At 46.5% G+C, this 20,662-nt stretch carries 27 protein-coding genes; 24 read left to right on the plus strand and 3 right to left on the minus strand.

Annotated elements, in window-relative coordinates:
- Window positions 1-24: 24 nt before the first annotated feature.
- Window positions 25-1,266 carry a tyrosine-type recombinase/integrase gene (locus tag MKX51_RS01880; RefSeq protein ID WP_340990982.1) on the minus strand — a complete coding sequence of 414 codons (1,242 nt, stop codon included), beginning with the start codon at window positions 1,264-1,266 and terminating at the stop codon, window positions 25-27.
- Window positions 1,267-1,331: 65 nt separating this feature from the next.
- The gene (locus tag MKX51_RS01885; protein ID WP_340990983.1) at window positions 1,332-1,847 is read right to left on the minus strand and encodes a helix-turn-helix domain-containing protein; all 516 of its coding nucleotides are present in this window, start codon (window positions 1,845-1,847) and stop codon (window positions 1,332-1,334) included.
- Window positions 1,848-2,010: 163 nt separating this feature from the next.
- Here MKX51_RS01885 and MKX51_RS01890 point away from each other — a divergent pair, with 163 nt between their 5' ends.
- The 21 genes from MKX51_RS01890 to MKX51_RS01990 all read left to right on the plus strand — a co-directional run bounded on the left by MKX51_RS01890 (window position 2,011) and on the right by MKX51_RS01990 (window position 14,903).
- Window positions 2,011-2,244 carry a helix-turn-helix transcriptional regulator gene (locus MKX51_RS01890; protein ID WP_340990984.1) on the plus strand — a complete coding sequence of 78 codons (234 nt, stop codon included), beginning with the start codon at window positions 2,011-2,013 and terminating at the stop codon, window positions 2,242-2,244.
- Between the two features lie 154 nt (window positions 2,245-2,398).
- Complete coding sequence (locus MKX51_RS01895) at window positions 2,399-2,728, plus strand: hypothetical protein (protein ID WP_340990985.1); 330 nt, start codon at window positions 2,399-2,401, stop codon at window positions 2,726-2,728.
- A 190-nt stretch (window positions 2,729-2,918) separates the two neighbouring features.
- Complete coding sequence (locus tag MKX51_RS01900) at window positions 2,919-3,557, plus strand: hypothetical protein (protein WP_340990986.1); 639 nt, start codon at window positions 2,919-2,921, stop codon at window positions 3,555-3,557.
- A 2-nt stretch (window positions 3,558-3,559) separates the two neighbouring features.
- On the plus strand, window positions 3,560-3,760 hold the full coding sequence (locus MKX51_RS01905) for a helix-turn-helix domain-containing protein (RefSeq protein WP_340990987.1): 201 nt from the start codon (window positions 3,560-3,562) through the stop codon (window positions 3,758-3,760).
- Window positions 3,757-3,972 (plus strand): hypothetical protein, encoded by a 216-nt coding sequence (locus MKX51_RS01910; RefSeq protein WP_340990988.1) that lies wholly within the window; start codon window positions 3,757-3,759, stop codon window positions 3,970-3,972. The genes MKX51_RS01905 and MKX51_RS01910 overlap by 4 nt, the downstream gene beginning before the upstream one ends.
- A 22-nt stretch (window positions 3,973-3,994) precedes the next feature.
- Entirely contained in the window at window positions 3,995-4,345 is a 351-nt protein-coding gene (locus MKX51_RS01915) for a hypothetical protein (RefSeq protein WP_340990989.1), read from the plus strand.
- A complete protein-coding gene (locus MKX51_RS01920) occupies window positions 4,296-7,127 on the plus strand; it encodes a DUF927 domain-containing protein (RefSeq protein WP_340990990.1) in 2,832 nt (943 codons plus the stop codon). Before MKX51_RS01915 ends, MKX51_RS01920 begins: the two co-directional genes overlap by 50 nt.
- A 341-nt stretch (window positions 7,128-7,468) precedes the next feature.
- Window positions 7,469-7,642: a hypothetical protein gene (locus tag MKX51_RS01925; protein WP_340990991.1), complete on the plus strand. Its 174-nt coding sequence runs from the start codon at window positions 7,469-7,471 to the stop codon at window positions 7,640-7,642.
- 496 nt (window positions 7,643-8,138) lie between these two features.
- Window positions 8,139-8,588: a hypothetical protein gene (locus tag MKX51_RS01930; protein WP_340990992.1), complete on the plus strand. Its 450-nt coding sequence runs from the start codon at window positions 8,139-8,141 to the stop codon at window positions 8,586-8,588.
- Between the two features lie 4 nt (window positions 8,589-8,592).
- The gene (locus MKX51_RS01935; RefSeq protein WP_340990993.1) at window positions 8,593-8,949 is read left to right on the plus strand and encodes a hypothetical protein; all 357 of its coding nucleotides are present in this window, start codon (window positions 8,593-8,595) and stop codon (window positions 8,947-8,949) included.
- A gap of 1 nt (window position 8,950) precedes the next feature.
- Entirely contained in the window at window positions 8,951-9,352 is a 402-nt protein-coding gene (locus MKX51_RS01940; protein WP_340990994.1) for a hypothetical protein, read from the plus strand.
- On the plus strand, window positions 9,324-10,394 hold the full coding sequence (locus tag MKX51_RS01945; protein ID WP_340990995.1) for a hypothetical protein: 1,071 nt from the start codon (window positions 9,324-9,326) through the stop codon (window positions 10,392-10,394). The genes MKX51_RS01940 and MKX51_RS01945 overlap by 29 nt, the downstream gene beginning before the upstream one ends.
- Before the next feature lie 54 nt (window positions 10,395-10,448).
- The gene (locus MKX51_RS01950; protein WP_340990996.1) at window positions 10,449-10,967 is read left to right on the plus strand and encodes a hypothetical protein; all 519 of its coding nucleotides are present in this window, start codon (window positions 10,449-10,451) and stop codon (window positions 10,965-10,967) included.
- A 69-nt stretch (window positions 10,968-11,036) separates the two neighbouring features.
- The gene (locus tag MKX51_RS01955; RefSeq protein WP_340990997.1) at window positions 11,037-11,348 is read left to right on the plus strand and encodes a helix-turn-helix domain-containing protein; all 312 of its coding nucleotides are present in this window, start codon (window positions 11,037-11,039) and stop codon (window positions 11,346-11,348) included.
- A gap of 145 nt (window positions 11,349-11,493) precedes the next feature.
- The gene (locus MKX51_RS01960; protein WP_340990998.1) at window positions 11,494-11,679 is read left to right on the plus strand and encodes a hypothetical protein; all 186 of its coding nucleotides are present in this window, start codon (window positions 11,494-11,496) and stop codon (window positions 11,677-11,679) included.
- Between the two features lie 73 nt (window positions 11,680-11,752).
- Entirely contained in the window at window positions 11,753-11,992 is a 240-nt protein-coding gene (locus MKX51_RS01965; protein ID WP_340990999.1) for a helix-turn-helix transcriptional regulator, read from the plus strand.
- 121 nt (window positions 11,993-12,113) lie between these two features.
- Window positions 12,114-12,377: a terminase small subunit gene (locus tag MKX51_RS01970; RefSeq protein WP_340991000.1), complete on the plus strand. Its 264-nt coding sequence runs from the start codon at window positions 12,114-12,116 to the stop codon at window positions 12,375-12,377.
- Between the two features lie 50 nt (window positions 12,378-12,427).
- Entirely contained in the window at window positions 12,428-12,871 is a 444-nt protein-coding gene (locus MKX51_RS01975; RefSeq protein WP_340991001.1) for a helix-turn-helix domain-containing protein, read from the plus strand.
- Window positions 12,872-12,982: 111 nt separating this feature from the next.
- Window positions 12,983-13,231 carry a hypothetical protein gene (locus MKX51_RS01980; RefSeq protein ID WP_340991002.1) on the plus strand — a complete coding sequence of 83 codons (249 nt, stop codon included), beginning with the start codon at window positions 12,983-12,985 and terminating at the stop codon, window positions 13,229-13,231.
- 549 nt (window positions 13,232-13,780) lie between these two features.
- Window positions 13,781-14,074, plus strand: a complete 294-nt coding sequence (locus tag MKX51_RS01985; protein WP_340991003.1) for a hypothetical protein — start codon at window positions 13,781-13,783, stop codon at window positions 14,072-14,074.
- A 256-nt stretch (window positions 14,075-14,330) separates the two neighbouring features.
- The gene (locus tag MKX51_RS01990; protein WP_340991004.1) at window positions 14,331-14,903 is read left to right on the plus strand and encodes a sce7726 family protein; all 573 of its coding nucleotides are present in this window, start codon (window positions 14,331-14,333) and stop codon (window positions 14,901-14,903) included.
- On the opposite strand, the gene MKX51_RS01995 is transcribed toward MKX51_RS01990, so the two are convergent.
- Window positions 14,872-15,966 carry a beta family protein gene (locus MKX51_RS01995; protein ID WP_340991005.1) on the minus strand — a complete coding sequence of 365 codons (1,095 nt, stop codon included), beginning with the start codon at window positions 15,964-15,966 and terminating at the stop codon, window positions 14,872-14,874. The genes MKX51_RS01990 and MKX51_RS01995 overlap by 32 nt on opposite strands.
- 558 nt (window positions 15,967-16,524) lie before the next feature.
- Between MKX51_RS01995 and MKX51_RS02000 the strand changes: the two genes are divergently transcribed.
- The 3 genes from MKX51_RS02000 to MKX51_RS02010 all read left to right on the plus strand — a co-directional run bounded on the left by MKX51_RS02000 (window position 16,525) and on the right by MKX51_RS02010 (window position 20,654).
- Entirely contained in the window at window positions 16,525-18,486 is a 1,962-nt protein-coding gene (locus tag MKX51_RS02000; protein ID WP_340991006.1) for a carbohydrate-binding protein, read from the plus strand.
- Between the two features lie 441 nt (window positions 18,487-18,927).
- A complete protein-coding gene (locus MKX51_RS02005; protein ID WP_036730891.1) occupies window positions 18,928-19,167 on the plus strand; it encodes an acyl carrier protein in 240 nt (79 codons plus the stop codon).
- Window positions 19,164-20,654: a class I adenylate-forming enzyme family protein gene (locus MKX51_RS02010; protein ID WP_340991007.1), complete on the plus strand. Its 1,491-nt coding sequence runs from the start codon at window positions 19,164-19,166 to the stop codon at window positions 20,652-20,654. Before MKX51_RS02005 ends, MKX51_RS02010 begins: the two co-directional genes overlap by 4 nt.
- Window positions 20,655-20,662 lie beyond the last annotated feature (8 nt).

The raw sequence follows: 20,662 nt of genomic DNA on the forward strand, positions 1-20,662 counted from the left end.
AGAAAGCAAGAAGGCGCTCGGGAATTACTCCTGAAGCGTCTTTATTTTTGTGTTTTTTCCTTTTTTGGAAAACAGGGAGTCCAGCTTATCTGCTGCAGCCTGGTCCGCAGACTGGAGCGCATGGCCGTAAATATTCATCGTTGTGGTGATATTCCCGTGACCCAGCCGCTCCGAAATGATCTTGGCATGAACGCCCTGGTTAATGAGCAGTGTGGCCGAGGTGTGCCGTAAATCGTGGAAGCGGATATAGCGCAGGTTGTTATTCTTGATGAATTGCCGGAACCACAGGTAAGGGCGTTCATGATGGAATGGGGATCCGTCCGCATGGCAAAACATGAAATGCCACTCCCGGCCTTCCCGATCCCTCCCGTTCCAGGCATCACCCAGTTTGTCCCGCTCCTTCACCCTATAGGCGTAATAATCCCGCAGTTCCTCCAGCACAGAGGCCGGCAGCGTAACCTTGCGTTTGGAGTTCTTGGTCTTCGGTTCCTTGACGATGATCTCACCCTTGAGGGCTTGAACAAGCGTTTGAGAAACATCAATTACCCCCGTCTTCCAGTCCACATGCCGCCATTCCAGTCCTAGCAGCTCCCCGCGCCGCATGCCAGTAGTCAGGGCCAGCGTAATCAGCATACGCCAGTGGATCGGTTCCTTCTCAATCGCCTGAAGCAGCAGCTCTACCTCATGCTCATCATAAGGGACGATTTCCTTACTGGTAACCTTCGGCTTCTGGACCGCAGCTACAGGGTTGCTCTTAATGATCTTCCATTCCACAGCCCGCGAGAAGATGTTTTTCAGAATACGGTGGTTGATCTGGACTGTCCCTGATGAGAGACCGCCGCTTTTCTTATCGCCCCGGCCGCCGTCCTGGCTGAGCAATTCAAGGAAGTCGACAATATGGAGCGGCTTCATATCTTCCAGCTTCATGTGGCCGAATGTTGGCAAGATCCGTGTCTTCAGGTGGGACTCATACGCGGTGAGCGTCTTATGCTCCAACTGCTTCGCGGCGTATTTCGTCCGCCACTCCTCCACAAAATCCGTAATGGTCATTTTCTGTGGAGCGATGTACTCTCCGGCCTGAACCTCTTCACGGAATTTGTTGTATTCCATGTCCAGGTGATCCTGCAGCCGCTTCTTGGTCTTCAGTAAGGATTCATCGGTTATTGTTACTGTCTTGGTGCGGCGGCCGTATTTTCCGTTAGCCTGGACGCCAGTGTAGACAGTGAAGCACCAGCTATTATCCCCGCGTTTTTGAATGTTTGCCATTGTGTTTGCTCCTTTCGATAGATAAAGGGGGTGGCTTAAACCCACATGCTTAATGCCTACTGACCTTATTGATATTGAGGAAATATAGCTTGAAGAACGCCTAGAATCTGCTGACATTCTTGCCTTGAAAGTTTATGTCCGTTGTATATAGGGAACGGGGAGGTTTCTCGGGTTAGTAATTTTCTTAAATCCACGATCTCAGCAATATTTTCTGAATCAGTGAGGTCCGCATCACCAAAAATCTCTTGTGCTTCCCGTAGCCTTACCCCTTTAGCTAGGTCATCATATCCTGCGAGCTGAAGCAGATCTGAATACCCGACATTAAGAGCCGGAGCAAGTTTCTCCAAATACTCAGGAGCAGGTAAGTACTTTTTCTTTCCAGTCTCGACCTGTGAAAGGTGGGAAGTGGAGTAACCTGTTAATTCACCTAAAGCGGCCAAAGTTAAGCCTCGTTCTTCTCTAAGCGCCTTTAACCATTCCCCGTAAGTCTTAACGTCTAAAGGTCCACTATCAACATGTGCTCGTGCTGATGCTGGCACATGTTCAGGTTTTAAGTCTAATGAATCGTAACCATCTTCCATATTAGTTCGCTCCCTTTAAGTTAAAGTATATATTAATTCTACAATTACATTCCCTAAAAGTAAATATTTTATTCTTAGTACTTGAAAAAAGTGTTGAGCAATGTTATTCTCATACCGTAAACAATTTATTTACTTACTGAGAGTGTAAAAGGAGGCGCAATTAATGAAAGCTGTTGTTAAAACGGAAAGGCTGGCGGAGTTAATGTTCCGTCGCGGTTGGTCCCGTAGACAACTGGCTAAAAATGCGGGAATCGGTGAAGTGACCGCTCAGCAGATATGCAGCGGCGCTCGAAATCCGAGCCCCCCGGTGGCTAAGAAGTTGACGGATGTTTTTGGGGTAGACTTCTCGGAATTATTCGAGTTGGAGACTGCCAACAAATCTGAGCAGGGAGCGTAGGTGATGAGATTCTTCGGAACTTATCAGAATGGTCGGCTTTGGGTCCGTACAGTGCGAGGCAATCTGATCGCATTAGAGTTGTCGGCCCAGACTTATCCAGTATGCAGCTTTGACAGGAAATGAATAACTCAAACCTGAGAGGAGGTCAATAGCTTTGAATGATCTAGAATACACGGCCGCACAGCGGCGCCGGGAGCTGGAACAGAAACATTTTCCTCAGGGGATGGAGCCTGGCATGATCGCATTGCTGGATGAGGTAGAGCAGCTTCTGATTAAAACCTACCACGCAGGCCAGCAAGAGTCAGATCAGTTATCAGTGCAGGGGTGGAGTAATCAGTCAGCCGCAGGTTATACCATCATGGCTGCGGAGAGTGTGGGGTTCACAGAAGGACAGATTCAAGCCCTGGTGAACAGACTTCATAACCGCTTCGACATGGTCACCCTGGAAGAGGCAGCGGCTCTTTATTGTAATTCTCCATATTGAAGGGCGTTTATAGGAGGCGTTGTTGATGGATGTGCGGACAGAAGAAAATACAAATCGCCTTTAACGAAGTGTCCTTGGCGGGGTCTCGTTAAAGGCGATCAACATTAAATCTATGGGTGCTCTTTCTGCAATTATATCGTTCTTGGTATGAGGCGGTCAAGAGTGGAGCCCGATCTCAGGAGGAATTACCATGTCAACTATCTCACCTAAAACAGAATCAAAGGCGGAGTTTCTGGCTTCCAGCTTCACAAGAATTATTGAAAATGGAAAGCTGCCTGCACTGTTCAACCTTGTTATGGCTGAAGGCCGGCGAATTCTGGATGATGACAATTATGAGTCTGCTGATGAGAAGCGCAATCTTCTGAATACCACATTGGGTGAAACGAAACAGGCTTTGGCCATTGCTGTCAAACGCAAGATCCGCTGCTGTGGCTTTCCGCTGGAGGTCAGGGGTGGTTATGACCGCAAGACTGGTCATCATTCGTTGCTGGTCCGCTGCAATCATTGTGGCTACTCATTGTATATGGAAGAGGAGGGGGAGACAAGATACGTTCCGGGGAAGTTGAACAGCCTAGCTGCATTTGCGCCGAAGAGAGCAGCGAGAGTTGCTATCACGCTGCGCATGGCGCGGGATCGGGCCGGATACACCGAAGTGGCAGCGGCAAAACTGTTGGGGATCAAAACCAAGAGGCTGAGGGAGTTGGAACTGGACTGCAGTAAGACACGCCTCAATCTGGCAGAGAGATTTTGTGAGCTCTACCGCTGCTTCTCGCTGGATCAGATTCATTGGGGCCGGGAGGACGCATACAAACAGGGAGAGGGGGCTTAAGCATGAATGAATCACAACAGGCCACAGTACAGCGTCAGACCTTGGATGTGAAGCAAGCTGCTGCGCTGATCGGCGTATCCACGACATCCATCTATCAACTCTGCCGCGAACAGAAAATTCCTCATATTCGGGTTCGGGCCCGTATTTTATTTCATAGGACAGTGCTTGAAGAATGGTTACGGAGTGGTGGGGTGACAGTATGAACCAACAACAAGTTAAAGTCCTGAGCGAGCTGGCGCTGCTGACCGGATGGAAGTATTCGATTTTAAACGAAGCGATGGCCCTCTTGAATGATCAGAGCTATACGCGTGAACAAGCAGCGCTGAAGCTGCTGGAAGTCGTAGCTGATATGGGGGACAGTGAGCAGGCTTACTTGTCCGCTGTGGTTGAAGCCAGGTTTGTGAAAGATCATTAAATAATGAGAGGAGCTGAAGCGATTGAAAACGGTGAGATTTTCACTTATAAGCCTTCAGGGGGAAATCATAAATAACTGGTCGGTTCCCTACGCCCGCCGTCATGCTGCACTTGATGTAGCAATTGACCGGGCAGAGGATGAAGGGCATGCGGGAGTACTATGGGCAGTCTTCAACAACGGAAAGACTCGGGATTTCGCATTTGATTCGCATGACCCACGTGCAATTTCGATATTCGCTGCTCAACTGCAGCCATTCATGACCAAGCGGGGGACGTTTGATATTGATCGCTTCTTGCAGCAGCAGAAGAAAGAAGGTGCGGCGAATGCAGATGCGGGACGCGGCCGGGCAAGGTATCAAGCCAGTCATTCATGAGGCGGAGCTGCCGATAAGCTTTGGAAGAAATGCTACAGATGCCAACTGGAAAGTGGAGTATCTGAAATGGCCGGATTTTGTAGATCGGTTGCGGATCGCTCGGCGCACGAATGAAACAATGAAGCAGTACGACAAGTTGAGCCGTGAGGAGAAAGGGGCCGTTAAAAACGGTCCGGCTTTTGTTGGCGGCTTGGTCAAGAGTGGCCGCCGCCGTAAGGAAAACGTGGATGTACGGAGCCTGATTACTCTGGATATAGATGCTCCGGACGAACATTTCCTTTTGACGGTGGATCTGATGATTGGTGGCTATGCGTATGTGATCTACTCCACACACAGCCACCGTCACGGAAAGCCAAAATATCGACTAATCATTTTAATGGATCGGGAAATGACACCAGATGAATGCTCGGCAACATCGCGGAAAATTGCGTTTCTGATCGGGATGGAGCAATTTGATAAAACTACATTTGATGTCAATCGGCTGATGTACTTGCCGTCTTGTTCCAAAGACGCTACTCCCTTCTTCATAGAATCGGAGGGGGCTGCATTTGGAGTGGAGTACGTGCTGAAAATGTACCAGGCGGATTGGGCAGATCCGGCGAACTGGCCAAAGCACCCAGGAGAGGCGTTCTCCCGCTTCACAGGCAGGAAACCGCAGGATCCCAGGGATAAGCGTAACATCGTAGGGCAGTTCTGCCGGGTGTATACCATCGAATCTACAATTAACGAGTTTCTGCCTGAAATCTATGTGCCGGGCACTATGGCAAACCGCTTCACCTACACGCAGGGCAGTAGCGGAAACGGCTTAGAGGTATTTCCGGATCAAGAGTTGGCGTATTCACACCAGGACAGCGATCCTATTGCCGATGGTCACAGTCACAATGCTTTTGATCTTGTCCGGATCCATCTCTTTGGCCATTTGGACGAGGATGTCCCCGAAGAACAGGAAGTGGATCAGAAGCCCAGCTATTTAGAAATGGTTAAGTTTGCGCATGGTCTTGATGATGTTCAGCGGTTAATCCAAGAAGAGGCGACAGCTGAGATTCAGGAAGCCTTTGGTAATGATCCTGATTTTGAGACTGACGCAGGCCCAGGTGCAGAGGATGCAATAGATTTAGCCGGCATTAGGATTCCGCTAGGCTTTGAGGTCATTGCTGGCAAGCTATTTGAAGTCAAGGCCCTGAAAAGCGGTGAGGTGCGGAAGGCTGGTGTTTGTGAATGCCTGGTTGCTGTCACTGGTCGCTACACGAATCTGACAGATCATACGCAGGGGCTAGAGGTCTCATGGGTAAGCAACAGGGGGACAAAATCCGTTTCTGATACACGCAGCACCTTTGCCGATTCTAAGAAGCTTATTAATTTGTCGGACTATGGGCTGCCGGTTCATTCGGAGAACGCCCGGAAGCTGGCAGCCTATATCAGCCGCTTTGAATCGGAGAATGCAGATTGGTTGGTTACAAGGAAGGTCAGTAATCAGCTCGGGTGGATCGGTGGTGGGTTCTTGCTTGGTGAACAGTTTATTGGCGAAGGCAACATTCAGTTCATGCCGAAGGATGCAGGGGATGGGCAAACAGCACGGGGCTTTCATACCAAGGGGGAGCTGCAGGGAACGCTGCTGGTTTTGGAGCGAATCAAGCCTTTCCCCGCGGTTAAAATGGCAGTCTATGCCGCGCTGTCGGCTCCACTGCTGAGCCTTTGGGGAGAGAGCCCTTATATATTCGAGCTGGCAGGCAGCACATCTAGAGGGAAAACCACGGCGCTGAGAATCGCGGCCAGCCTTTTCGGAAGTCCGGATGAAACCAAGCCGGGAATCTTCCGGCAGTGGAACATGACGAAGGTAGCCATTGAGCGATACGCGTCAACTATGAATCACCTGCCACTCTTCCTGGACGATACGAAGAAGACGGACGAACGGACAGCGCGGCCAATCGTCTACCAATTCAGCAGTGGGCAGGGGAAGGGCAGAGGATCGCTGAAAGGCACTCAGGTCAGCGCTGGCTGGCAGACGGTAATGCTCTCAACCGGTGAGCAGAGAGTTACGAGCTTCGCCAAAGACGGAGGCAGCGTGGGCCGTGTGCTGTCACTGGAGGGATCGCCATTTATTACAGCGGATATTGAAGCGGCCCGGCTGGTCCAAGAGCTGAACAAGCTGGTGGGTGAGAACTACGGCCATATGGCGGAGCCGTGGATCCGCTTCTTGCAGACTGCTGATATGACCCACTGGAAGAAGCAGTTCAGCGCCGCTTGCGAACGGTATTTGCAGATCAGCCGAACTGCCGGAGAAGTGGCCATGCGGTTGTCACGGATCATGGCGCTGGTTGATGTGACTGGGCAGATGTTTGATGCCTGCTTTGACCAGAGGTTATATGCTGCTGCTGATCTGGAAAAATCTTGGATAGATGTTACCGAGGGCTCCCCGGAGCTGGACCGGGCAGAGGAGGCCCTTGAGTCTGTAATGAGCTGGGTGACCACGAATAATAGGCAGTTCATCATTAACGGGGGCGGGCAACCATTCCAGGGGCGATTGTTCGGTGAGATCAAGGAAGATGAACTTTTTGTAATTGATAATTTGCTTGATGAGCATTTGCAGTCTCGCGGATATGAGCCCCAATCTATAGCCAAAGCTTGGAAGGGTAAGGGATGGACCAAGACTGCGCTCCAGCGGACAAAGCTGCGCCGCAGATTAGGGGGAGGAAATCCCTGGACCTATTGCTTTGACCTTACCAAGCTTGGATGGTCTTTTGATGTAAAAGATAGATTCGCTGAATTTGGAGATTCATAGTTCTCAGTGTTCTCAATACTCGATAAGGCACTGAGAACATAGAAACCCTTGCTGCAAAAGGGAATTTGAAATCTTGTTCTCAGTGTTCTCAGTGTTCTCAGTATAAATACAATATGTACACATAAGAGAAATCAGCTTACTCTAATCCCTCTTTTTTCATATAGGTGTATATGTCTTTCTGACTGAGAACATGAGAACAAACATGGAAAATTCTTATGCCACAAGGGTTTTCACTGAGAACAGGCAGGTGAGCCTCTGAGAACAACCGGGAACAATTCCATTTAGCATGGTGGGGTTACTGCAAGTAAGGTCAATGCTGGAAAGGGGGTGAACAGTAAATTATGAGCAAACGACTGAATCAGGAAGTGAAACAGACGATTGATGAGCTCTGGGAGCGTGGTATGGATGCCTCCCTGCTGAGCCGTGAGATCGAGAACATCATTGATGACCGCTGGCCGTATTATGAAGCGGAACGTGACTGGCGGGATGTAGCGGAGCGGCTGGGGCTGATGTAGTACAGCAACCTAAGAAAACCTAGTGTTTTTTGTTTGTTGGAATTTCAAACAATCGGCGTTTCCGGCGGCCATAAAAAAGGGGACAAAGAAGCAGTTTCCGCAGTTTCAGCAGGCCTAAAAGGAAGGGGACTATGATGTTAAGTATTGTTAAGGTTTAGTAGGCGCATTCGGACATTTCAGACACCCTAAAAAGGAAGAGCGCACCTCACAAAACCTCACTTGTATAACGGTTGGTTACTATTCAGAACCTGATAAAACCTGATATGGGAATCAATGTTCCGGCAATGTGACCGCAGAGTTTCCGGAATATTCGGAAGCCCTAAAAGACGCTGCACAATGCCATGCATTACTAAGGAAAACTAGGGGGAAAGTGTACTGATTAGTTTCATCAGCACTTAGCAAAACTTAGTCTCCAAGAGGCTTTGAGTGGATCTGACATCGTTACATTTGTGACACCCTAAAAAGGCAAAGCCAATGATCGGAGCTGAAGCAGGAGATGGATAGTATACGAGATGTCCGCCGGCAGTTAATGGCGTACAACGGGCTGCGGGCAGATCGTGACGAGTTGCTGCGCATTTTGAAGAAGCGTGACCAGGATATCCGTCTGGGAAGTTCTTTTACGGACGGCATGCCCAGACATCAGGGCGGGCTCCCACGCTCCAGTGTAGAAGGTGCTGCAATCCGGCGGGAGGAAGAAGCGGAAGAGTTGAACATGCAACTGGTCCCCATTGAGCGGTCGCTGGCGGCGCTGCACTGGCGTGAACGACAAATCATACGTCTGTCCTTCTTCAATATAGACGAAGACGACAAGAGCAATGCGGCAATGCTAGGCCTACCTGAGAGGGAGTTTAACCACATTAAGCTCCAGGCATTACGGAATTTTAATAGCCTATTGAAGTATGAGAGACGGCCTACTCGCCAGCATGAACAATTCGCAAGGAGCTGATCAAATGTCAATATGGAGTGATTCACCGCGTATCCAAGGACCGCCATCAGATCCGGCACAACTGCTGGTCTACGTGAAAGACCTGGCCAATACCACGGCGAAGATGGCGAAGGATCTGGAATTTATCCTGAATGGCAACATTGCTTTCGATAACATCCGGGCGGAGAGCATTGAGACGCAGAACCTGAAAGCCGGAGCCGTCACGGCTGAGAAGATCACAGTGGATGAGCTTTCCGCAATCAGCGCGAACCTGGGGCATATCACGGCGGGGCTGGTAGAAGCTGTTCAGGTTTTTGGGTCAAATATTGCAGTTGTGAATGAGAGCATTTCAAGGATTGATATATTCGGAGAGGAGACATAGCATGCCGGTTCCCACACTTAATGGACTTCCCCCGTTCTCCACAATGGAAGATGTGAAGAATAAGATCAACAGTGTTATTCGAGAATTAAATCATTTTTTAGTCAGTCTCGATACATTGAATATTTTGGAGCTGAACGCCAAAGTCATTACAGCCGAATCCATCACTGGAGATAAAATCTCAGCCGGAGCGATTACAGCAGAGAAGATCGAGGCTGGAGCGGTCACTGCAGAGAAGATCACAGTTGATGAATTATCGGCGATCAGTGCTGACCTTGGCCATATTACAGCGGGGATTGTAGAGGCAGTTCAAGTCTTTGGTTTTCGGGCTATCACCGGTCAGCCTACAATTTTAAAAATAGAAGGGATGATAAATTATGAGTCTTTGCATTTGCTTACAAAATAGTGACGGGTTAATGATAGCTGCTGATACGGCAGCTACAATTACCCACGGTGGAAAACAATACCGGTTACGTGAACCACTTCAGAAGCTTGTTCAGTTTGGGAATTTCCTAATCTTCATGAGTGGTAGCGCGGGTGCTGCTGTGATGGTGTTTGAGAAGTTTAAACAAGCAGCAACACATAGCGCTGAAACGTTTCAGGCAGCACTAATTGAAGGGTGTGCTGAATTTGCTGAATTGTATCCGGAAAGATATGCTTCTCTGGAACCCGAGACACGTGATGCGGGGGCACTGGTTGCTGAATGGACGCCGCGGGGCGTATTGGTCCATACGTTCCAACCAGCAGATGGATTTCAGCCGCATACATGCAAGGCCTCTCCTACGGAAACAATCCCCCATGCAGGAGGCTACCATGCGGATGAGGCTCTGGATCGGATATGCAAATGGCTGAAATCGGGTGGCAGATCGCCTTCTATGTCGGTAGCCATTCGTGAAACATTTGAGATATTGGCAGGTGATAGAATCGGCGGGATTATGACCTTAGCAACAATAAATAATCATGGTATTTCCTTCGGGCCACACCAACCAATCAAAGAGCAAATTAGGTTGCCATTTTATGATGATTTTGTTCAGCAGCAGATATTAAAGAAACACATGACGTTGTATGGTTCGTACATCGCTACGAAGGAGGATGCGTTCCCGCGCTGCGAAATGTCCAGTAATGGTAATATCTTTGCAGCATATACCAATGCGGGCAACAAAATAGCCATTGATCCCAATTATGCAGGCGTCCCTTCACTGGATTTCTACATGAACGGAACAGTAAAAGGGAAGCTGGATACGATCTCATCAATTATGGAGTTGGTTGGTAATGGCGGCCTGCTGCTGTATGCGAATGGCGGAGACCTGGAGTTGAATCCTTCCACTGGATTTGTGACAGTGCCTACATGGTACAAATTTTTAAATGGTAATACCGATAGGACCTTAGGAGAAGAGCTATCTGAGATATACGACAGATTGGAAGCATTGGAAGAAGGCGGAGCTTAACGGATTGAGGATGCTGTGGTATATTGGTGAAAATTGGATGAGAAGGGGATTGCTTTGAAAAAATACATTGTCGGATTCCTTGTCGGAGCTATTTTCACTGTTTCTACCACGGCCTTTGCAGATGATATTAAGAGCCTTGTCGGAAAGGCTATCCAAGGAGAAGCGCCGGTTATTGTAGACGGCCAGCAGCTGGACACGGCTATAATCGTTGACGGAAAGAGCTATGCACCGGTCCGGGTAATCGGCGAGGCTGCCGGTTACTCTGTATCGGTTGATGGGAAGAAGGTCATTTTAAAATCGGAGGTAAAAGACACGATGAAAACAACCAGCGAGAATTTGGATAAGCCTCGAACTCTTGAGGATGTAATGACTGTTATTACAAGAACTCAAGAGAAAATCGAACGATACAAGGAAGCAATTCAACTCTATGAGCTGAACGTCTCAGCCTCCAAGACGGAAGAGGCCAGGGCGAACAATCAGCAAATGCTTGATTCGTATAAAAAGCAGCTCGCCGAAGCTGAACAGAAATTGGTCGACCTGGAGAAACAAAAGGCAGAGCTGGAAAGTAGATAATATGTAAGCTGATGGGCCCTCTTCGGAGGGCTCTTATTTATTTTTATACTGAGAGAAGGGATGCGGATTATGACCACCAATGAGTTTATCAATGAAATTAAAGAACGCATTGCAGCTGAGCTGCTACCGGCTACACAGGAAGTTGTGAATCAGAGATATGCGGATCGGCTGAAGCGGGCCACGTTGTCGGCTGAAGAAGCAGCTGAGTACATCGGCATTTCCAAGACACTCCTGTATGCAATGGCCAAGGCCAGGAGTATCCCGTGGTTTTCTATTGGAGCCCCGGGGTCGCAGAAGCCTCAGATGCGGTTCAGGCTGTCTTCACTGGATCGCTGGATGGATGAGCAGGAAAGGCTAAATTATGACGCGCCGAGCGGCTGATAGAGTGCCCGTGACTACCGGGTCATGGTTGTATACCGGGCTGCTTCAGAAAACCTCAGTTTTGGGTGCCTATCTTCGAGGTCTGAAATCTATCACTTTTGACAATAATAGATAGTGTGAATTGAACATAGATAGGTGTGGTTTGATGAAGAAGGCAGTAATCAATGTGACCGTAAAGTTTGTCCCGCATCCAGATCCGCAGCGGCTCATCGACGTTTGGGCCCACTTGATACTGAAAGAGATTTTACGCCAGGAGGCAGACGCGGCTAAAGGTACCGTTGCAGTTTCCGGCTTTTCTGGCTGCCCTAAAAAGGGAATAGCCGATTCATGATTAATTTAGGGATGTTAGCAAATGTTAGTATCCAAAGAGCCGGATAATACACGAGAAAGTGAGGTGAGACAAAATGATTGTAAAAACTATGCACCTCCCGCCGCATCTTACAGCTAAGCAGATATCAGAATTCACTAGCTTATCGAAACGCAAGGTATATGTCCTAATGAGTATTAATCCTGAAATTGGCGGCATTCCAAGCTTTAAAGTCGGACCCAAGTCCGTGCTGGCTGACAGAGGCGAATTTCTTGCGTGGTGGGAAAAGACAAAAATTGAGGGGCGGACGTTTCCTATTGAAGGAGCGACTCTATGACCAACCTCATTCTGAATATGGAGCCTAACCTGTACGCCCGTGACGGCCAAACAGAAGCTATTTGTGAAAGAACCTGTTCGATCTGAACGCCACGCAGGCGGCCATCCGGGCAGGCTACAGCATGAAGACGGCTGAGGCGATTGGATTCGAGAACCTAAGAAAACCTAAGATCGCCGAAGCTATCGAAAAGGCTCAGAATAGGCGCGCTGAAAAAGTGGAGATTACGGCCGAGATGGTCATGCAGCGCTGGTGGGACATCGCCACCGCTAACCCCAATGACCTGATCCACACGCGCCGTCTGGCCTGCCGGTACTGTCACGGCACTGATCATCGGGGGAAATGGGTTACAAGCATGGTACCGGATAGCAGAAGGGCCTTCACATAATGAATACCTCTGGAGTTTTAAATGTTGGAGCTTAATTATGGAGTGATGCAATGGAGTACAAGACTCTGGATCTGATAGAGGCGCTCCGGGCGGACATCAAGCAGGGGCTGCGTGAGGAGATTCTTGCTGAGCTCCAGCCTGAGATACAGCGGCAGCTTCGGGCAAATATTTTTGACCTCCGGGAAGCGGCTGCTTATTTGAAAGTTTCCACTCAGACTGTTCGGCGCATGATTAAAGGTGATGGGATACCGCACTTTAGATTACGCGGACAGATCTATTTACGACAAATTGCACTAAACGGATGGGTTAAAAGAAAAGAGAAACGAATGAACGAGTTGATTCTTGATGAGCTAGCTCTTTCATCTGATCTCAAGGTCATTACGGCAGAAATCAATAGCTTTAAGCAGATCGCTGGTCAGTCCATTTTTGAAATTGGTAAACGGCTCAAACATGTTAAGGAAAGTGACCTTGCGAATGGGCAGTGGGAGACCTGACTCATCTCAATTGACCTTGTACCTCAGACAGCGCGTAAGTTTATCCAAGCGTTTGAACAGTTCGGAAATCGCGCGATGTCGAGCGATTTGCCCACTGGGAAAATATTTGAAATGCTTGCCCTGCCTGAATCGATTGACCGTTCTGAATTTGTAGAGCTGGAGCACATCGTGCCTTCTACTGGAGAATCGAAGTCAGTCAACGATATGGGGGCAAAAGAACTTAGGGAAGTCCGGAAAGCAGCGAGAGCCTATGGGGCCGGAGGAGCTGAAGGCTGGACGGCTGGAAGACGGTGCGGAGTGGGCGAAGCGGAAGGTACCGGTGCGGAGCAGGAACAGACCAGGACGCGGCGCGGGAGCTAGCACAGCGCACTGCTGTGTGCGACGCAGCACTGGCTGCGTGAGAATGTGGCGATCAAGGCTGCGGGCGTGCCCGTCACCCCGTACCGAAAGGTCTGCAGCCTGGAGCTTACCGGCGCAGCCAGTGCTGGAGGCCGCCACAGGGGGCTATGACGGCAAGGGACAAGCCGTCATCGCAATCCGGAGGAGATTCAGTGGCGGGCCTGCGAGCTTGAAGAGAGCTTGGTGACAGGACCCAGAAAGGAGTCAGGCCATGAAACACTTCTACACAACCAAAGAAGTGCAGCAGATGTTAAGCCTTGGAACTGAAAGAACAGCGCTAAACAGAATCCAATCTATGAATGCTGTACTGCATGCTAAAGGGTTATTGAGTAGAGCGGGGGGAAGGTTCTGGTATCATTTTTTCATGAGAAATACCCCTAAATCAAGTAAGGAGATATGAAGCCTTGAAAATAAACTGGTAGTGCGACACTGACACGAGCCAACGGCAACTTGAATCATATCTAAAGAAAATGTATTGTAGAATAGAAACTGTTGCAGGGGGAGATGTTGATGGAAGAAAAAAATCTAAATTATTATGATGGGGTTGCCGCTGCCATTAATAGCTTAACAGAGTCTAAGAAAGCAATTCTAAAGCTCCTTGAAGATAAAGATCACAATAAGAAATTTAGAAAGAAGCTTTTTGAACATGTTATTGAAATTGATCGCGATTTAGCAGGTTACATGCAAGTAATGACTAAGAAAAAGTTTCAAAAGAAGGTTGCAGATGTTCTGCGATCTGAATTGGAAAAACGTGATATCCTTGATGAAGATAACAATAATAATACAGATTCAGCACCCCATTGAGAGGTGCTTTTTCTTTTATTAGAAGAAGCAACCTTGATGGATTAAGGTAAATATTACGCCTAATGAACTGTTGAAGTATGGACCCGCCACTATCTGCCAGACGAGCCAATTGTAGAACGCATGGTTATGACGGCCGATCTCCATATCTAAAAGATATAGTGCATTTAATTGAGAAAAATTTACATCACCTATATTCTGTTGACTGATAAGATGTGTTAAAATGATCAGAGTTAATTATGCTTAAGGGAGGGTAGGAATGAAGACACGTGATATTGACATTAGAACACACCTCCATACTCTCTTGAAATATGAACACAGTGACCCGGACACAATTGTATTAGATGAATTGGGATTGTGCCAAGGCGAAGCTCGTATTGATGTGGCCGTAATAAATGGATCTATGAATGGCTATGAAATAAAGAGTGAGAGCGATACACTTGAGCGACTTCCAAAACAATCGGAAATATATAGTAAAGTGTTTGATACTGTCACTATTGTGACTGCATCTAAATTTGTTGATGGAATAGATGACATCATACCAAAATGGTGGGGAATAAAAATCGCTGAGTTGGACTGTGATGGCGGTATGATGTTATTTGATATTCGAAAAGCAAGGAAAAACAGGAAAATTGATGCATATTCTTTAGCACAGTTGTTATGGAGAGATGAGGCTATTGATTTATTAAAGAAAAAAGGTTTGCAAAAGGGGTACCTTAGCAAACCTAGAGAGATTTTATGGAGAGTATTGTCAGAAAATATTCCCACTATAGAATTAAAAGATGAGGTTCGGGCAATTCTCAAGTCCAGAGAAAATTGGCGAGTTCATTAGTGATAAAAGTAAGATGATGATTAGTTCCTACTCTTCTCCAAGTTTCTGCTGTTCCGGTTGAAGCGGTACCTTTGGCACAATCATTAATATACTCGTCCCCCCAACTAAAGGTGGGCCCACAGTAACAAGGGTGTTTGATAATCTCTTGGCATAAAGCTTTTGCTTGACCCCAGCCACCAGAATTGGCTTTTCTAATAGAAATACCGCGAAATATATAATAATTATCTATTGAAGTATAACGAATTCCAGCAGCCATTTGCATTTTACGTGGATCCATCTCGATCAAATCAGGGCTATTAATCGTGTAATCTCCGAATGTTGGGATTCTAAGTAATTTATCTTTAATTTTATATATGGATTTCCAAACTAGCCATTCATATCTCGGGACTGATCCTGTGGTCCCGGTGGAAACTTGAGTTGATAAATTTTGCGGGAAGCCTGATCCTACTACGGTTAGGCTTCTATATTTATTTATTGTACTTATAGAGTTAATTACAGCGGTGGCAGTAATAACTGAAGAAGATTGATTTTCTTTTGTGATGCTTCCGAGGTCAATTATAATATCTACCTCTTCTTTATTTACATTTAGCTCAAAAAGTAGATCATCCAGTATTTGAGCAGTTCCAATAAAGTCTTCATCCTCTAAACGTATACAAACACCATTTTTGTCAATGGAATTTAACTTTTTAACATTTTCTTGATAGTCTAGGCCTCTTCCATTCCCTGTAACAGGTATACCATTTAAGCCCTCGGTGCGTACTTGATCGAATAGAAACTCTAAAGGATGACTTCCATCCTGCATTGTTTCAGATTCGTCAAGGTAAGCGAGGTCAATAAATACAGGTTTTTCAGTTCCCCAGGATTTAGATAATTGCTGTCCAAAATCTGAAAGATGCTCGTCAATTGTTTCTTTAGGACAATCATTTTTGTAGTCATAGGTAACTGGGACAATTTCAATTAATGGAGTCAGGGCGGCCTTTAGTGGAAGGGGGAGCTTTTCTAATGCAACTTGCTCACCTCTTTTCCATTTAAGAATAGGTACATAGTGCCGTTCATTAAACATTATTATCCTCCTATTGCCCCATCGGCTGAGGTGTGTCTAGTAATTTCTGCCTCTTTATTTTATTATCTATGTATTATTTTGTCTATAATTGGAAAGGTAATAATTAGGATTGATGTGAATCTGATGTGAAACTTGATGTTAAACCGCCCTAAAAGCTGCTATCACAGCACATGACATACATAAAGGCCCTTATTCCACGCGGTTTCCCACCACTATAACAGAAGCCCCAATAACGGGATGGTTGCCCGCATACGGTGCATGTGGAAAGTGTGGCTGTACTGGAGCTGAAGTAGGTGATAATTCGACATAAATGAAAGCAAGAAGGCGCTCGGGAATGACTTCCCGCAGCGTCTTTATTTTTGCGCTTTTGCTTGCTATTCTGTGATGATTTTGTTCAGCAGCCTCCCTTCTCTGTATAAAGCTGCTGCAGAAATCTGCCCTTAATGTGGGATTACCCGCCTTATCCGGATGCGCCTATCAAACTATAATCAGGTTGTAAGCGAATACAAAAGAGATGGCAGAGTCTTTTCTAAAAAAATATGAAAGAGGTGTTTATTTATGTTAAGGAAGTTAAAGTTATTAAGTGCATTATTGATTTTTTGTATGGCCAATCTGTTACCTGTCTTTCCTTTGACAGCAAGCGCGGCGGGTACAATTGTAAGCTATCCGTTACCGTCGGTCTATACCACGACCAGTCAATACACGGTAACAGCAGACTCTACCAATATACCGGTAATCGACACTTCAGAGGTATTTGTAAACTATAACTATTGTAATTTCTCTTTTTCAGGTACGACTACAATCACAATCACAGCAAGCGAGCCCATCAATACCTATAATATTTCTCCCAAAGCTTTGGGAATCACTGCAACTAAGAGCGGAAATACGCTGACCTTTACCCTTTCATCGCCAACCTATCTTATCGTTAAAATCAATAATCTCAAAGATCTGGTCATTGCGGCAGATGCGCTTGAAACCAATGTTCCGGCCTCATCCGGTACAGGGATTTACAATGTTAAAACCCAGTACGGTGCTGACAGTACCGGTGCCACTTTGGCGACAACTGCCATACAGAATGCCATCAATGCGGCTAACGCAGCAGGCGGCGGTATCGTATACGTTCCAGCCGGAGTTTATAAGAGCGGTAACATTGTTCTAAAAAGCAATGTTTCGGTTTATCTGGCGGGTGGTTCTGTGATCAGGGGTTCAGGAAATCCAAGCGATTACACTACCCATTTTCATAAGAATTCTCTAAATAAGGATGGAACGTGGTTTATCTATACCGAAACCAATGCAAACAATATTAAGATATACGGCAGGGGAACGATTGACGGCAATGGCCATTATATGAGAAATACAAACAATTATTTGAACAATATTCTTGTCCCCTTGCAGTGCAGCAACTTCACAGTTGACGGCATAACCATCAGAGACAGCGGTGGCTGGGCTACAATCGTTACCAGATCCAATAACGTAACCTTCCAGAATACTAAGCACTTTAACAATAATGAACTTGATTATGAAAATGATGCAATAGACATCCAGGAGAGCCAGAATGTACTCATAAAGCACACTGTCGCCGTATCGGAGGATGACACGTACTCCTTTAAGACCTGGGATGTAGCTACTACGGATATAGCTGCAAACTGGCCTGGAAGTCCTGAACAGCAGTCAAATGTAGTGGTGGATGATGCTTTGGCCTGGAGCAGATGCGGAGCCTTCAAGGTTGGAGATGGAGTGAAACAGCTTCAGGATGGCATCGTGGTTAAAAACTCTTTTGTATACAGATGCTGGCGTGCTTTAGCGGTAGGTCATCTCTATGGGACTCCGGCAGCACAGAACATCGTATTCGACAATATAGATGTAGAAGGCTTCTGGCCAAGATCCGGTGTTCACTCCAGATGGTTTGATCTTTCTGCAAAAACCGGTCCGATCAAAAATGTGGTCTATAATAATATCAATTTACGCGCTCTGGGCGAGGTTTCAATAATGAAGGGTTGGAGTGACACCTCTACGGTCTCCGGAGTGACATTGAACAATGTCCGCGTCGGTGGAGTTGCGGTGAATAATTTGACAGATTTGAAAATAACAGATACGAACAGCTATGCGGCAGAGCCAAAATTCAACACATTGAAATTCGAAGCAGAAGGCTATAACCTTAGTTCCGGTGTTCTTTCCTATGAGTCAAGCACTGACGGCGGGCTGAATGTGGGTGCCGGGAGTAATGGCGACTATATCGCATTTAAAAATGTAGACTTTGGCAGTACAGCTAAAACAAGTATTGATATGAAGGTTGCCTCCGCTAATTCCGGCGGAAAGATCGAATTCCACTTGGATAGCCCTACAGGCCCTATGCTGGGTTCTTGGACGGCCGAAAGCACAGGCGGATGGCAGACATGGTCCCTCAAAAATATCCCGCTTACTGCCGGGACAGCGGTAGGAACCCATACGGTATATGTTACTTTTGTGAAGTCAGATTCAACCACAGTTGCCAATTTAACCTGGTTCCAGTTCAAATAAAATGGAAACGGCTTAATTGGATTGTAATAAGATGGATAAAGGGGTATATCAACTGATATACCTCTTTATTCAGCTAAAGGACGTACTCACTAGTGTTGCATAAAATTTTAAATTGTTGACAATTGGTATATTTGCAATTTATACTAAACATATCCATTTACGGGTGTCATTCACCGTAGTGAAGTAGAGCATTTTCAGCAGGGCTTTATCGCTTGGGAAAATGCTTTTTTCTGCTTTTCATTCCTGCACCGAGTCCTATTCCGCCTCCAGTATTAATTGCAGCATCTCTGCAAACAACTCTCTTAGTGCGAATGCACATTGTCCATCGTTTTGAGATTATTCTCCTTCACACTCACTTTCACTTACTCATTACTGAATATCATCATGTATGCTATCCTCTCTAATCAGCCTTTCTAAAGATTATCTAACGGAGGAAACAGGATGTCTAAATCAATAGAATCTATCTTGAGAGATGAAGTTTTTGCTGAGCTGGACATCGAGTATCCGGAAGATCCCGATACCCGTTTGCTGGACCTGGGGATCGATTCGGCAGGCTTCATCAAGCTTATTGTTTCAATGGAATCGAAGTTTAATATCTCGATCCCTGATGAGGATCTGTTGTTTGAGAAGTTCTCCACGGCTGGATTAATCCTTAATTATTTGGCCGGGAAAACGATATGATGACTATCATTCAGCGTTTATTCATGGAAGCTTGTGATCGCAAGGATCATATTCTCCTTCAAGATCTAAAGCAGCAGTGGACTTATGCGGAAGTGATGACAGAAGCATACTTGATTGCTCTATATATCCAAAAGAACTTTGAGCTTGAGGCCGGTAGCCATATAGCAGTATACACAAATAATGAGCCCTTGTTCATTACTGCATCGCTTGGCATTCAGTTCAGCGGTCATGTACTAATACCTGTTCCTTACTCGGCATCCAAAACAGAGATTGAAAATATTCTAAATGCCAGTGACGCCAAGCTGGTTATCAGCAAATATGTACAGCCTGCGGGTTTAAATTGCCATATTCATTGGGTTACCGCTCAGGATTTCTCGCAAGAACCGATGCCTTCGTTTGAATCGATCTCGCTCACGAATTCGTCCGATCCCCATCTATGTGCGATTCTCCTTCCTACATCGGGCACAACCGGAAAATCTAAAATCGTTATGTTATCCCATGAGAATGTATTAACGAATGCGTTGGCACATGGCGAAAAGGTTGGGTATACGGATCAAGATTCGTTTCTTGTAACGATGCCCGTTCATTTCAGTTCTACGATTGTCTCCCAATTGATTTCTTGCATGCTATTTGGAACCCGAATTAGGCTGATCAGCTTGCCCTTGCTCCCGCGCACAGCGTTTAGACTGTTTCAGGATAAGGCAGTCACGGCATTCTCAGCGGTGCCTACGCAATTGATGCACTTTGTTTCCGATTATCATCAGACAACCCACTGGAGTGCCTTTGATTCCATTGAATTTATTGTTATAAGCGGTGCGCCGATTCCCGCGAGATTAGTAGACCATCTTCAGACTGTATTTCCCCAAGCGGACATTATTCAAACCTACGGACTAACAGAAGCTTCTCCGCGGGTGAGTATGATGGAACGGGGAGAACGAAGCCTGTCCTGTGGAACACCCGTCAGTGGCGTGTCTGTCCGGCTTGTTGACGGAGAAGAGAATGAGGTTATAGGACCTGCTGCTTCAGGAGAAATTTGGGTCAAGGGCCCGAATGTGATGCTCGGTTATTACAGGAACCCGGAGTTAACGAACGTTACCATTGTTGAGGGTTGGTTAAAGACAGGAGATTTGGGATATTGGAATGAATCAGGGTGTCTCATCATCACAGGCAGAAAGAAAAATATCATTATATCCGGCGGTATCAATATCTATCCGGAAGAAATTGAGGAGTTTTTATATGGCTTGAACGAAGTGGAGGAAGTCATGGTTGTTGGTGTGCCCGATGATCTATTAGGCGAAGTACCCGTCGCATTGCTGAAAGTTTGTGAAGAATGTCTGGTTGATATAGATGCGCTGACCAAACATTGCAACTTGCATTTATCCTCGTATAAAGTACCTAGACAATGGAGGATTATAGATGACATTCCAAAAACAAAAACAGGAAAACTGGACAGGGCAAGCACGAAGCGCTTATTGCTAAAGGAATAGGGGGGACG

The sequence above is a fragment of the Paenibacillus sp. FSL M7-0420 genome, from assembly GCF_038002345.1.
In the GTDB taxonomy this organism is placed as follows: Bacteria; Bacillota; Bacilli; order Paenibacillales; family Paenibacillaceae; genus Paenibacillus_AQ.

Excerpts from the sequence above, each read along its gene's own strand:
- MKX51_RS01880 (WP_340990982.1), bottom strand. The coding sequence starts at position 1,266 with ATGGCAAACATTCAAAAACGCGGGGATAATAGCTGGTGCTTCACTGTC.
- MKX51_RS01885 (WP_340990983.1), bottom strand. The coding sequence starts at position 1,847 with ATGGAAGATGGTTACGATTCATTAGACTTAAAACCTGAACATGTGCCA.
- MKX51_RS01890 (WP_340990984.1), top strand. The coding sequence starts at position 2,011 with ATGAAAGCTGTTGTTAAAACGGAAAGGCTGGCGGAGTTAATGTTCCGT.
- MKX51_RS01900 (WP_340990986.1), top strand. The coding sequence starts at position 2,919 with ATGTCAACTATCTCACCTAAAACAGAATCAAAGGCGGAGTTTCTGGCT.
- MKX51_RS01905 (WP_340990987.1), top strand. The coding sequence starts at position 3,560 with ATGAATGAATCACAACAGGCCACAGTACAGCGTCAGACCTTGGATGTG.
- MKX51_RS01910 (WP_340990988.1), top strand. The coding sequence starts at position 3,757 with ATGAACCAACAACAAGTTAAAGTCCTGAGCGAGCTGGCGCTGCTGACC.
- MKX51_RS01920 (WP_340990990.1), top strand. The coding sequence starts at position 4,296 with ATGCAGATGCGGGACGCGGCCGGGCAAGGTATCAAGCCAGTCATTCAT.
- MKX51_RS01925 (WP_340990991.1), top strand. The coding sequence starts at position 7,469 with ATGAGCAAACGACTGAATCAGGAAGTGAAACAGACGATTGATGAGCTC.
- MKX51_RS01930 (WP_340990992.1), top strand. The coding sequence starts at position 8,139 with ATGGATAGTATACGAGATGTCCGCCGGCAGTTAATGGCGTACAACGGG.
- MKX51_RS01935 (WP_340990993.1), top strand. The coding sequence starts at position 8,593 with ATGTCAATATGGAGTGATTCACCGCGTATCCAAGGACCGCCATCAGAT.
- MKX51_RS01940 (WP_340990994.1), top strand. The coding sequence starts at position 8,951 with ATGCCGGTTCCCACACTTAATGGACTTCCCCCGTTCTCCACAATGGAA.
- MKX51_RS01945 (WP_340990995.1), top strand. The coding sequence starts at position 9,324 with ATGAGTCTTTGCATTTGCTTACAAAATAGTGACGGGTTAATGATAGCT.
- MKX51_RS01955 (WP_340990997.1), top strand. The coding sequence starts at position 11,037 with ATGACCACCAATGAGTTTATCAATGAAATTAAAGAACGCATTGCAGCT.
- MKX51_RS01960 (WP_340990998.1), top strand. The coding sequence starts at position 11,494 with ATGAAGAAGGCAGTAATCAATGTGACCGTAAAGTTTGTCCCGCATCCA.
- MKX51_RS01965 (WP_340990999.1), top strand. The coding sequence starts at position 11,753 with ATGATTGTAAAAACTATGCACCTCCCGCCGCATCTTACAGCTAAGCAG.
- MKX51_RS01970 (WP_340991000.1), top strand. The coding sequence starts at position 12,114 with ATGAAGACGGCTGAGGCGATTGGATTCGAGAACCTAAGAAAACCTAAG.
- MKX51_RS01975 (WP_340991001.1), top strand. The coding sequence starts at position 12,428 with ATGGAGTACAAGACTCTGGATCTGATAGAGGCGCTCCGGGCGGACATC.
- MKX51_RS01980 (WP_340991002.1), top strand. The coding sequence starts at position 12,983 with ATGCTTGCCCTGCCTGAATCGATTGACCGTTCTGAATTTGTAGAGCTG.
- MKX51_RS01985 (WP_340991003.1), top strand. The coding sequence starts at position 13,781 with ATGGAAGAAAAAAATCTAAATTATTATGATGGGGTTGCCGCTGCCATT.
- MKX51_RS01990 (WP_340991004.1), top strand. The coding sequence starts at position 14,331 with ATGAAGACACGTGATATTGACATTAGAACACACCTCCATACTCTCTTG.
- MKX51_RS01995 (WP_340991005.1), bottom strand. The coding sequence starts at position 15,966 with ATGTTTAATGAACGGCACTATGTACCTATTCTTAAATGGAAAAGAGGT.
- MKX51_RS02000 (WP_340991006.1), top strand. The coding sequence starts at position 16,525 with ATGTTAAGGAAGTTAAAGTTATTAAGTGCATTATTGATTTTTTGTATG.
- MKX51_RS02005 (WP_036730891.1), top strand. The coding sequence starts at position 18,928 with ATGTCTAAATCAATAGAATCTATCTTGAGAGATGAAGTTTTTGCTGAG.
- MKX51_RS02010 (WP_340991007.1), top strand. The coding sequence starts at position 19,164 with ATGATGACTATCATTCAGCGTTTATTCATGGAAGCTTGTGATCGCAAG.